At 55.4% G+C, this 11,373-nt stretch carries 11 protein-coding genes; all 11 read left to right on the top strand.

Features of this window, described 5'->3' with window-relative positions:
- The first annotated feature begins 10 nt into the window (after positions 1-10).
- The gene (locus tag ACF8ME_RS11830; RefSeq protein ID WP_392416588.1) at positions 11-826 is read left to right on the top strand and encodes a toxin co-regulated pilus biosynthesis Q family protein; all 816 of its coding nucleotides are present in this window, start codon (positions 11-13) and stop codon (positions 824-826) included.
- Positions 816-2,546, top strand: coding sequence for a secretin N-terminal domain-containing protein (locus ACF8ME_RS11835; protein ID WP_392416589.1), 1,731 nt, complete (start codon positions 816-818; stop codon positions 2,544-2,546). The genes ACF8ME_RS11830 and ACF8ME_RS11835 overlap by 11 nt, the downstream gene beginning before the upstream one ends.
- Entirely contained in the window at positions 2,539-3,165 is a 627-nt protein-coding gene (locus ACF8ME_RS11840) for a hypothetical protein (protein WP_392416590.1), read from the top strand. The genes ACF8ME_RS11835 and ACF8ME_RS11840 overlap by 8 nt, the downstream gene beginning before the upstream one ends.
- A complete protein-coding gene (locus ACF8ME_RS11845) occupies positions 3,107-4,570 on the top strand; it encodes a hypothetical protein (RefSeq protein ID WP_392416592.1) in 1,464 nt (487 codons plus the stop codon). Before ACF8ME_RS11840 ends, ACF8ME_RS11845 begins: the two co-directional genes overlap by 59 nt.
- A gap of 8 nt (positions 4,571-4,578) precedes the next feature.
- On the top strand, positions 4,579-6,387 hold the full coding sequence (locus tag ACF8ME_RS11850; protein WP_392416593.1) for a GspE/PulE family protein: 1,809 nt from the start codon (positions 4,579-4,581) through the stop codon (positions 6,385-6,387).
- The gene (locus ACF8ME_RS11855; protein ID WP_392416594.1) at positions 6,387-7,472 is read left to right on the top strand and encodes a type II secretion system F family protein; all 1,086 of its coding nucleotides are present in this window, start codon (positions 6,387-6,389) and stop codon (positions 7,470-7,472) included. The genes ACF8ME_RS11850 and ACF8ME_RS11855 overlap by 1 nt, the downstream gene beginning before the upstream one ends.
- A gap of 18 nt (positions 7,473-7,490) precedes the next feature.
- Positions 7,491-8,078, top strand: coding sequence for a hypothetical protein (locus ACF8ME_RS11860; protein WP_392416595.1), 588 nt, complete (start codon positions 7,491-7,493; stop codon positions 8,076-8,078).
- Positions 8,079-8,106: 28 nt separating this feature from the next.
- Positions 8,107-9,324: a hypothetical protein gene (locus tag ACF8ME_RS11865; RefSeq protein ID WP_392416597.1), complete on the top strand. Its 1,218-nt coding sequence runs from the start codon at positions 8,107-8,109 to the stop codon at positions 9,322-9,324.
- Between the two features lie 2 nt (positions 9,325-9,326).
- Positions 9,327-10,337, top strand: a complete 1,011-nt coding sequence (locus ACF8ME_RS11870; RefSeq protein WP_392416599.1) for an ATPase, T2SS/T4P/T4SS family — start codon at positions 9,327-9,329, stop codon at positions 10,335-10,337.
- Positions 10,338-10,350: 13 nt separating this feature from the next.
- Positions 10,351-10,788, top strand: a complete 438-nt coding sequence (locus ACF8ME_RS11875; RefSeq protein WP_392416600.1) for a hypothetical protein — start codon at positions 10,351-10,353, stop codon at positions 10,786-10,788.
- A 10-nt stretch (positions 10,789-10,798) separates the two neighbouring features.
- The coding region (locus ACF8ME_RS11880) for a hypothetical protein (RefSeq protein WP_392416601.1) at positions 10,799-11,373 on the top strand (575 nt) is incomplete at its 3' end.

The raw sequence follows: 11,373 nt of genomic DNA on the forward strand, positions 1-11,373 counted from the left end.
GCAAACAGGAATGAAGATGAAAAAACACATGCTCGGTGCATGCGCCACAGCCGTGGCCATGTCCGTCTCCTTGCCTGCGCTGGCCAATGGTCCCGCAGGCGGCAACGACTCCCGCGATGCATTGCTGCAGGCCCAAGTCGCCATCTCATGGAGCGCCAGGGTGTCCGAGTTCGGCCAGCTGATCGCCCAGCGCATCGGCGTGCCCTATCTCGAAATCTGCCCCACGAATCCGCAGCAACTGGTGCAGGTCGAACAGGGCGACACGGCAAGCATCGGCGATGCCCTGCGCACGGTGAACCAGCAGCTGCAGCCTGGCCAGGTACTGGAGCTGGCCAGCACCGCTACAGGCCTGCGGCTTGAGCTCGCCAGGACGAGCCCTCTGAACCCGACCTCGGCGCCATGGGCCGCCACCGGCGCAGCTGCGCCGTCAAGCACCGCCGGTTGCGATCCGGCCGGTGCCCAGGAACTGGCCGCGCGCCAGAGCCGTGCTGTCGCCTCGGTCCAGATCACTTCCTCGGCAGCTGGCGCGCAGGTGGCCACGCAACGCTATGTGCTGCGGGAAGGTCAGCCAGTGCACGAGCAGCTGCAGGCCTGGGCCCAGGCTGCAGGCTGGAAGCTCATCTGGTATCCGCGCGTGTCGTGGCAAGTCATTTCGAGTTCGGCCTTCAGCGACGACCTCGATGTCGCTTCAGCCGTAGAGGCCGTGGTCACGATCCTCCGGGCCGAGGGCAAGCAGGTCCTGCTGACCGTGGCGGCACCCAATCAGGTCATGGAAGTCACGTCCACGGACATCACTGCAGAAAGCAAAGACGGCAATGAAGAATAAGCACCTCCCCCAGCGCCTGACCTGTCTCGCCACGGCGATCAGCATGCTGCTCCTGCAGGGCTGCACGACGATCCAGGAAGCCGAGAAGAACACGAAAGCAGCCAACGACCAGGCCCGCCGACTGTTGACCGAACGCACACAGATCGCCGCTCCTGCAGGCGTCACGCGCCTGGCAGTTCCGCGCATCGCCGGCAAGGAAATCCGGCTGCACAAAAGCCAGTCGCTGCCGGCAGTTTTCGAGAGCGAAATCGCCTACGCCACACATGGTTCGCAAAAGCTCAGCGAGGTCCTGGAAGAGCTCGGCACGCGCATCGGCATCCCGATTGCAGCAACTGAAATCGTCGGCGCGCCGGGTGCAGACCTGGGCCAGCAGGGGCAGGCCCAGGCCGCCGGCACCAGGGGCATCAATGGCTTCACGCAGGTCGAGCACAACGGAACGGTGAAGGCCTTGCTCAACGACTTGGCCCAGCGCAACCAGGCGTCGTGGCGCTACGCCAGCTCACGCAACGTGATCGAGTTCTTCCGGTTCGAGACCCGCACCTACGACATGAACATTCCGGGCGGCGCCAAGGCGCTGACGGCATCGATCAGTCTGTCGGCCACCGGCTCGGGCTCCAGCGGTGGAGACAGTGGCGCCGGTGGCAACTCGGGCAGTGCCGGAGGCAACAGCGGCACGGTGTCGGTCACACAGAACCAGCTGATTGACCCATGGACATCGATCATGAGCTCGGTCCAGGCCATCCTGGGAATCCAGCCAGGAACATCTCAGGCGCGCGGCGCGAACAGCAGTGCAGGTGCTCCGGCCGCCAGCGGCTCAGTTGGCGGAATTGGCGGTTCAACAGGGTCCGGTGGCGGATCATCGAACTCCAGGCTCGCCGTGGCTGGCCAGGACGGATTCGCCTCTGCTACACCGGAGCTTGGGATCGTGACGGTCACGGCCAGGCCGCACAGCCTGCAGCGCATCAGCACCCTGCTCAACTCGATCAACGCGCGCTACGCACGCAACGTGACGATCGACCTGACCGTCTACAACGTCACGCTGGCCAAGGAGCAAGCCGCTGGCCTGTCGATGGACCTGGTCTACAAGCAGCTCAATGGCAATGGAGTGAGCCTTGGGGGCACGAGCCCGATCCAGCCGTCAAGCGGGCAACCCGGTCGATTCACGGTCAGCTTCGCCGACGCCAATTCCCGGCTCAACGGCACCAAGATCATCGCAGAGGCGCTCAACACGGTCGGCAGCGTGGCGCTGTTCAAGAAAGGCCAGTTTCTGGCCATCAACGGCCAGCCGTCGCCTTTCCAGGTTGTCCAGGACCGCGTCTACACGGCCACGCGCACGACCACGCAGACAGCGAACGTTGGTGCCCAGACCACCGAGCAGAAAACCACCCTCACCACAGGCCTGACGGCCAACGTGGTGCCGCTGATCCTGGGCGACAACCGCATCCTGCTGCAGTATCAGTTTGAGCTTTCCTCCGTCACGAGCATGAACCCTGAAGTGGTCAATGGCGTGACCTCGTACTCCCCAGAAGTTGCGCGGCAGAGCATGCAGCAGCAGGCCTTCGTCAAGGACGGCGATGCCCTGGTGCTGTTTGGATTCGATTCCGGCAGCGAGGAAGTCAACGACCAGCTGTCGATCGCGGGCGCGAGCAAGCGCGGCCGCGGCGATCGAACGATGTCGGTGATCGTGATGCAGGTGTATGGAGGTCAGAAAAATGGCTGAGCAACGCAATACCCCCAATGGCAAGCTCATCATCGCAGGCCTGGTGGCCGCTGCACTGGTCGTCCTCGCGGGCGCCGGCCGTGCGCAGCAGAAGACACCGGCCGACCTGGCCGCCGAGAACGAAGTGCAGCTGCAACTGCTGCAGCAACAGCGGCAGATCCGCGACATGCTGGGCACCGACCCGATCGTGGGCAGCCTCCCAACGGTCGTGTCGGTGATCATTCTCGATGGCAAGAAGACGGCCCGCCTGGCCCTGGCCAACGGCGCCGTGCTGACCTTCTCTGAGGGCGACGAGATCGCTGAGCGAATGACGCTGGCCAGCATCGCACCGCGCAAGGTCCAGGTCCGGATCGAGCCCCTGCCGAATGCCAAGAGCAAGAAGCCAGTGCCCATGACGCTGGCGTTCAAAGCCGCCAGTTCGCAGGGCGGTGCGGCTGCACCAGGAATGTCTTGGCCAGGCCAAGGAGCAGCCGCCGGCATGCCGGCGGCGCCGCTGGCCATGCCTGCGGGACTGGTCCAAGCGCAGCCCGCCCTGCCCTCGCCTGGATCGGCCATCTGGAATGGCCCAACGCCCATGCCTACCCACGCCGGCCAAGCGCCTGCACAAAGCAATCAGTGAGGCGTCACAGATGCTAAAGCGCGCGTTCAAGAAAGTCAGGACTGAGCCAACTCTCTCCGCAAGTGAAATCGCACCGGATACCGGCTCGTCCTCTGGCTTTGATCAGAGCTCAACTCAGATATGGAAGATCGATGGCTACAGGTTGGCTCTCGGTTTAACTTGGACCGAGGCAGATAGTCTCAAGACGGCAAAGCGCTTTGTAGGAAAAAACAATGCCTATTTGACTTTGAGTGTCAGTGGTCAGTTGAACGTGGCCAAGGGCACATCGCAGATGGCAGGCTGTTTTGCGGGAGCAGCGCTTGTTGCTATGCTTCTGGATAATGCACTTGTCTTTCAGAAAATTGCAGAAGAGACATTCTGGATATGTCTGATCAAGGACGGTGTACCCCAGCCTACGTTCGATCGAATCGTCTATGACGCCGAAGAGGCAAAGCAGGCGTACTCGACTGCAGCCGAATACATTCCACACGATGGAGTGATTGTCGGAGATACAATCAATGCCAGATATACCATCCAAAAGATCATAGAGGCCGCAAAAGACCTCAAATCTGAGGAACTACAGCAATGTCGACTGCGGAAAAATGGTCTGGATATAAGAAAGATCTTTGCTGCGACCATTCTTCTGACAGTCGCTGCCGCAGGCTCGTATTTCGTAGCGACCCAGCGTGAGAACCTGCGCAATGAAGAGCGTCGAATTGCCGCTCTGAAAGCGTTGCTCCAAAGTCAGCAAGAAAAGCGAGCCCAAGAGCGACGAATAGCCAATCTGATTCAACAATACCAAGAAAAAATTGCATCAGAGCAACGAAACTTCGGTCTGCAAGAAGTCGCACTGTCGCAATGGCATGAGTGTGAGCAAGTACGAAAGTCGCTGCCATACACTTCGATGGGCTACAAGCCGGCGATTCTGAAATGCGATTTCCAAGCGAAGAAAGCAACCATTGAATGGTCCCCCGCAAATTCCCATACACGCATTGCGGACCGCACAAAGCTCCCAGGAATCCTTGATCCACTGAACACTGAAGGCCCTATCGTCTCGGACTTTCCGATTGGCAGAAGTGCAGTACACGGGAATCCGGCCCAGAAAGTAGATCCAAGAGTCGTGAAGATGGCGATTCTGGATTGGGCATCCCGTAATCTCAAAAATCTCAAATTCTCTCAAGAGGAAGAAGTCACCTTGCGCCCGCCTTCTGAAATCAAAGGCTTGGCCGGCGTTAGCGAATACAGGTTAGGAAGAAAAATCCAACTGCAGCTGAACACTGCCAGTAGCAGCGACCTCTTGAGCATGCATTGGGCCGTGGAAATCCTGAATAAATATCCCATTAATTTCGAACGAGTGATTTGGAGCAATCCCACAGCGGTGGGCGCGCAGGTTAACGCCTTCACAACGCTCTATATCCTGGAATAGGTCAAAAAATGGAACTCGGTATCACATTGAGAATGCCCGGGCGACGGGGCGAGAAACATCAAGATCAGCATGCAAAAGCCAAGGAAGTGCTCCAGCAAAAATTGAAGGACCACAACGAAAAGCGTGCTGTGCTTGAGAGATACGCTGTTTCTGACGTAGCGGCAGTTCCTGATGGTGAGTATGTCAATCTTCATAAGCTCACGCACCCCCTGGGTGAACAGCATCTGGAGCACTTCGCGGCCATACAGAGCGACATGCTTTTCGAGCAGAAGATTGTCGGCTTCGCCCTCAATCAGCCACTCGCAGATTCCAAGAGCTCTAAAAGCCATCGGACCTATTTGCTGATGACTCCTGACATGTATCTGCAAAGCAGGGGCATGTTGGACGTTGCCCAGCGTCTGAAGGCAGACAACTATCAAAATATCTATCCATTGATCTCCACTTGGGAAATCATACGGGCGGTACACCACAACAACGCACGCGAAATCAGTAGCTCGGATTCCGAACAAACATCAACACAGACGCGCGTGCGGCAATTGCTATTGGACGCTGCAAAATCAGGTGCATCAGATATCCATATCGAAGCACGCGAGAACAAGGCCGAAGTCTTGCTCCGTATTGATGGTCGTCGGTACAAGATGGGAGACATCTCTTTGGCCACTGCTGAAGACTATGGTTCGGTGCTCTTCAATTTTGAATCAACAGACATCGCCCGAAAAGGCTCTTGGACCAAGCGAGAAATCAAGGACACCAATTTTGACGTGTGGGATGACCCTACAAAGAAAAACAAACGCCTATTGACAGTGCGGTTCCACTCAACTGCCATACATCCAGATAAATTCCAGTTGGTTTTGCGTCTGCTCAGACCTGCCAACGTGGAAGGCGGCTTCAAGAGGCTCAGCGACGTCGGCTACTCCGACGCTCAACGTGAGCAGGTCGAAAGAATGCTGATCGGAGGCTCAGGCCTAGTCGTCTTTGTCGGGCCGACGAACTCTGGCAAATCTTCATCACTGCAGAGCTGCATTCAGCAACTCTACGAAAACCGGGGACCAAATATCAAGGTATGCACGATTGAGTCTCCGGTGGAGTACGAGATTCCTAACGCATGCCAGATGCCCGCAACGAAGGATACGTTCAACGAACTTTTGGAAGCCACATTACGGCAGGACCCCGACGTGGTCATGGTAGGAGAAATCCGCGAAAGCCAAGCAGCAAAGACCGTCAAGAATTTGGTGCTGGCAGGCCACAAGATTCTGTCTTCCATCCATGGTTACTCGGCGATGGCTGCATTCTCTCGGCTTGAGCAGCTGGGTGTGGATATTGACCTGATGACAATGCCCGGATTCGTTTCCGGCTTTGTCTATCAAAGGCTATTACCTATTGTTTGCCCCGAGTGTTCATTGCCCCTCGATCTTGCTCGTGCGGCCGGCATGATCAATGAGGGTCTTTTTAATCGATTGACCTCTGTAAGTGACGATAAACATAATATCCGCTTCATCAACGAAGGCAGATATTTTATCAACGCAGAGAACAAGTTAGATACAGGATGCAAATGTGAAACATGCAATGGTACAGGTATCCTCGGAAGAACACCCATTGCGGAAATAATCATTCCCGATGAGAAGCTCTTAGGCTTCATCAAGAAAAAAGATGAAGCAGGAGCGCGTGATTACTGGCTCACCACGCTGGGTGAAAAAGTGGAATATGGTCTCGGAGTTTCTGCACTTTCTCACGCGATTCAAAAAATGCGGCAGGGCCTCGTAGATCCGCGCGATGTTGAGCACAGTATTGGGATGCTCAGAAGGGACGGATTCTGATGAAGAACATCAAAAGAATTATTTTCCAGATCCGCCTCACCACGGATATCAGGGCCAAGCTATACGGCGCGCTCGCTTCCATGACAGGGCCCGCCGGCGGCATCCCTCTGGGCGCAGCTCTCACAGAGATGGAGGCCGAGTACAGAAAACAAAAGCATTTTCTCCATCCATTGCTCCAGGAGGTCATGCGGAGGATGAAGGGCGGAAGAAGTAAAAGAGTCTCTCTTGAAAGCAGCCAAGCCAAGACTCTCAAGCTCGGAGACGTGCTATTGGGACTGGTCCCCAATAATGAGGCCATGATTATTCGCAGTGGCGAAGAGCAAGGAAATATTTCCTTGGGCTTACTCCAGGCAGCTAAGTACGCGCGCAGCCAGTCAGAGATCATCAAAATCATACGTTCTGGAGTCTCGCGCGTGCTGTGGTATGCACTCATGATGTCCGTCATTTATTACTACTTCTCTCTTGAGATTATCCCGCAAATGGAGCAAGCGGCGCCAAGGCACCGCTGGACGGGCGCAGCTCAAAATTTTGGATTTGTGGCGGACCACATTATTGCTTTCATCATTGGCTTCTTTCTCACTATTGCTTTTATTTACTACGCATTTAATTATCTCAAGAAGAATTTGACAGGTCCGGTGCGAAACTTCTTGGATAGAAACGTCTGGCCGTTTACCACAGTTCGGCTACTGAATTCTTCTGCAACTTTGGGTAGCCTGAGCGGATTTCTCAGGACTGGTGTTCCATTTAGAACAGCCGTGAACTCTATTTCCGAGGGTGCTGACAGATACATGGTCAGCAAGCTTGACCACATCAAGCGACTCACCCAACAAGGAAAACCCCCTCATGTTTCACTAACGTCATGCAATTTATTTCCGGAGGAGAACGCATGGATTATTAGTCTTTATGGAAGAACTAGCGATTTCGGGCAATCCCTGGATCACATCGCCAACGAGTTCTCTGAACTCTCTATCGAAAAAGCGAAAACAACCGCCATGGTGGCGGACATATTGGGAACACTTGCTATTGCAGGATCAATCTTGTGGATCGCAGTGACCATGTACGGCATCGTTGGAACTCTTAAATAAATTTCACAGGCAACATATATGAACATTCACAAAACCGCTTTCAAGCCGCAGGCCTTTCAAGCAAAACTCCAGCGCGGCATGTCTATGATTGAAATGGCCGCATGGACACTTTTGGCGGGTATCGTGGCCGCCATCGTGCTGAGTTCCCTGGGTGTCCTCAAAGGAGGCATCAATGCAGGAAATCTCGGCGAGAAGGCCCTGTATCTGGCCATGGACATCCAGAAGCACTGGAATCGTGCGAACGACTACACGAGTGTCACGGCCGCAGAAGTGGACAAGATTGGCATCGTCAAAAATCCCATCAAGTTCGACGCTGGCCAGCTGTATGACGGCTATGGCAATCAGATGGCCCTCAACGGTTCGCGCATCACGTTCGCAATGACGCTGGGCGGTACCGCAGCCCCCATGGACAAGGACGACTGCGCCAACCTGGTGGCCCGGCTGGAGCCAGTGGCGATGGCCATCCGCGTGGGCGCTTCTGCAGCGGCCAACGCCGGCGTCATCTCGGGCGGCAACCTCTACAAGAACGGAGCCACCTTGGATCAAACGGGCCTGACCACGGGCTGCGCCGAGGCGGGAACCAAGATCGCCATCCAGGTCCGCTGACCACCAACGACAGAGAAGCACGATGCAAATGAGGAAGACACGACTCCCAGCCCTGCCCCACCTGGTCGCACAGGCCTGCGCCATCGCCGCCCTGGGCCTCAGTACCAGTTATGCCTTGGCCGATGCTGTTTTTGTCACACCGGGCTCTCTGTCGGGCTACACCTACTATCCACCGGTCAAAGCCGGTGGTGGCGGCGGCGCCGGCAATGCCAGCGGCCGCGTGGAGACACTGCAGAAGTGCTACGTGGCCATCAAATCCCCGGACGCGAGCTTCACGCTGCAGGCCGCGGAGTTCTACGGGCTGGAGAACATCCGGCTCTACTACAAAGCGGCTGGCGGCAATGGCGGCACAGGGACGAACGGAGGCGGTGGCGGTTCCACCGCCATCATTCTGAATGGCAGCACGGCGGTCATCGCCCCAGGAGGTAACGGTGGCCAGGAAGCTCCGGTGACGAAGGGAGACTTCCAGGTGGCGCCCGGTGACAGCGTGCGCATCGTCACTGGGGGCGGTGGCGGCTCGGGCTGGCCGGGAGTTTCAGGTGGCGGTGGTGGTGCTGGCTGGCGCGGCGGCGGAGCTGGCTCCAGCTATGCCCCTGGCCAAGGCGGCAGCGCGACACCAGGAGCTGGTGGCGGTGGAGCAAATCCAGGCACCTCCGGCAGCGGCCACAACGGGGGCGTGAGTACCTATCCAGATGGCAACAGCGCACCCATTGGGAATACCACGCGCAGCCCGGCATTTTGGCAGCGACCAGTACACCAATGGGCTGAAAGCATGCCGGAATCGTCCCGACCCGCAAAATGGTGGATGTTTTTGGATGCGCGTATTCCAGCCACGCCCACACGTTCCGGGTCCAATGGGTTGTCCTTTCCTTTGGACATGAATGCAGAGTCCAATGACAGCATGGTTCCTGGCTTTGGAGGAGCTTGGGGCCGTGCCGGCTCCCCTGCTCCTCGGACAACCTGGGGAGGTAGTTGGGGCTATGAAGAAAGGCTAAATGGCATAGCCGTACAAGCATCAAACGAGCAGCTGACTGTGCCGAAATGCGGTGGATACAATTGTTCGTTTGTGACCAATTACTATCAACTCTCACATGTAGGCAACTATTCTGACCCAACAGAATTTCAACTGACTCGAAAGCCGACTCTCAGATCGTATGAGTACGGGAGCGACTACGAAGAAAAATCCAATTTGCCGGGACAAGTCGTTTTTATGTATAGCGCCGTAGAGTGCAGCCTCCTGAAATAAAAATGAATATTGAAGCCATTACCACTACAGACCTGAGTAGCCTAATCGAAGGTATATCAGACCTGGGTGTCTGTCTCACTTCGCCAGAGAAAAGCATTCAGTTTCCCGGCCCTCTACAACTAGACCCATTGCTTCGAGACTATGCCATCAGCCTTGCCAAAAGCTTTACAGAACTGAAGCTCGAAGACGGAACCGTTTCATTTCAAGGCAATAACTGGCGTGGACACCTGGACTCAAGCGTTGTTGACGGAACATGGATTCGATTCCGAAAAATGCGTTCGAGCGCGCCCACATTGGAGAGCTTGCCCACCAAGCTCTCTGAAGCGTCGCAGCGCTTCCTTCTTGACCAGCGACATTCAACAGGGGGCCTCATACTGATCAGTGGGCCCACAGGCAGCGGAAAAAGCACCACGGCTGCAGCCACTGTCGTTTCTCGCTTAATCGAATTCAGTGGATATGCCCACACGGTTGAAGAGCCAGTAGAACACCCCCTGAATGGCTGGCATGGTCAAGGATACTGCACGCAAACTCAAGTACGGGAGAACGGGATAGGCAGCTGGGAAAAAGCACTCCAGGGCGTCTTGCGATCCCAAGCCGTAGGCACTCCTTCCATGCTATTTATAGGGGAGATTCGAGAAGACGGAGCGGCAAGAGAGGCACTGCGCGCAGCAGGAAATGGGTTCCTCGTCATTACAACCAGCTTTGCCTCGGATGTCGCTACAGCCGTCCAGAGCTTCAGCGACAGAATTGAGAAGGGACAGATAGAGATGTTTTCTCAACTGCTACGCGGCCTGTTGTTTCAGCGGCTTGAAAACAAACTACTGCAAGTCCAGCTCTTAGAGAAAACATTGGTCGTGCAGCAGCGTATTTCTCAGGGGAACTACTCAGGCATTAATGAAGAGGCGCAACGACAGGCCAATGCGCGACTTTATGCGTCTACACCACCAACCATTGCAGCAGCTTCAGGCGGTAGACCCATCACAAGTTCCATCGGCGGCTTTCGCTTACCTTGACTGTGAGTGATGAATGTGGATCTTCGTATACATTGCGTTCTTTTTGGCTGCAATACTCAGCTATGCGTCCTCTCAGGGTGATTCAGGTGCATCAGAAATAAAGATAAGCGCGAGTGAAGAAATAAAGCAATACAAAGCATTCATGACCGCTGCGGATCATTATTTTTCCAATAGTGACAGAATCGCTCTGAAGAAACTGTATTGGCGAGACATCAACGTGAGTGCCCCTTCTGGAATGAACATGGCTGATATGCGCTCGTCTTGGTATGTGATCAAAGGCGAAGACGGTACATGGTCCGCTTGTACTGACATCAGCGAGGAAGCCATGGCAAACATTGCACAGCTGTTTCCCGATGGCGGATCGGGAACGAAGATCCAAAAAAAGGAAAATTTCTATGCCGTCGGAGAACCTGAAGTTGCGGAGTCTGCCACCTTGTTATGTCGGATGTAAGAAAATTAATATGAAAAACCAAAATAGAGGTGTCGCGCTCATCGAAATTGCTGTGGGACTGACGCTGCTTTCTGTCATTCTTCTAGCGAGCTTTAGCCTCTTGTCAAAGGGGAATGAAGTAACAAAGGCCAAGTCCATATCCAGCGACTGGACGCAATTCGCAATTGCTGTTGATGCGCATTTCAACTCCAACAGATCGGCTTACATAGCAGCGATGACAGATGGAACAGATGCTGACAAGCTTTGCAAGGTCAATGTTAACAGTGTAAACGGAGAAGGTGGAACCATCACATATGACCCGACTTTACATAGGTGCGCTGTAGATAGCAGCATGCTGAAATTCCATGCTGCTTTGCCAGCGACCACTAGTGACCTGAATCCATACGGGGAGCGTTGGGTTGCGATCTTCAAACTCGTATACGACCGCGAAGATCCACCAAGGCCCACAGGAGGTGTTGAAAGCTTCATCGTCTCGGCAACAGTTGATGGATCGGCTCCTACCGTTCTGGCTGATCCCAAGCTGTATGACAGCGCCTTAACAGCATCAGGATACACGCAAGGAAATGGTGGAGTCGTCCCAGATGC

This window comes from Delftia sp. WSY_7 (assembly GCF_043104845.1).
Classification (GTDB): Bacteria; Pseudomonadota; Gammaproteobacteria; order Burkholderiales; family Burkholderiaceae_C; genus Comamonas; species Comamonas tsuruhatensis.